Annotated in this window: 1 protein-coding gene; it reads left to right on the top strand. The window is 59.5% G+C overall.

What is annotated here, in order from left to right; all coding sequences use genetic code 11:
* Nucleotides 1–127 precede the first annotated feature (127 nt).
* On the top strand, nucleotides 128–378 hold a 251-nt coding region (locus tag JG677_RS08655; protein ID WP_200286235.1), incomplete at its 3' end, for an Arm DNA-binding domain-containing protein.

Below are 378 nucleotides of genomic sequence, written 5' to 3'. Positions count from 1 at the left end.
CTTAGGGTCTGTCCCAAGACATCCCGTAGCCATCCATAAAATCAGCAACCAAGGTGTGGGTCAGAGTGTGGGTTGAGGGGGTGTGTTGGAGTAGGAGCGAGTAATAGGCAAGCTGACCAGCAAGACCGTGGAGTCGATAGCCAAGGCTGCAACGCCAGGAAAAACCAATGATGGCGATGGCCTGTACTTCCAGGTATCCAAGAGCGGCGACACCAGCTGGATCTTCCGTTACAAGCTGGATGGCCGCAGCCGCGAAATGGGGCTAGGCCCCTTCCCTGCCGTCACACTCGGCCAAGCCCGGCAGTTGGCCGCCGATCAACGCAAGCTCCTTGCCTCCGGAAGCGACCCACTGGCAACCCGCGACGCGGCAAAGGAAGC

It is taken from the genome of Campylobacter sp. TTU-622, from assembly GCF_016598965.1.
Taxonomy (GTDB): domain Bacteria; phylum Campylobacterota; class Campylobacteria; order Campylobacterales; family Campylobacteraceae; genus Campylobacter_D.
This window is presented reverse-complemented; position numbering and strand designations above follow the sequence as displayed.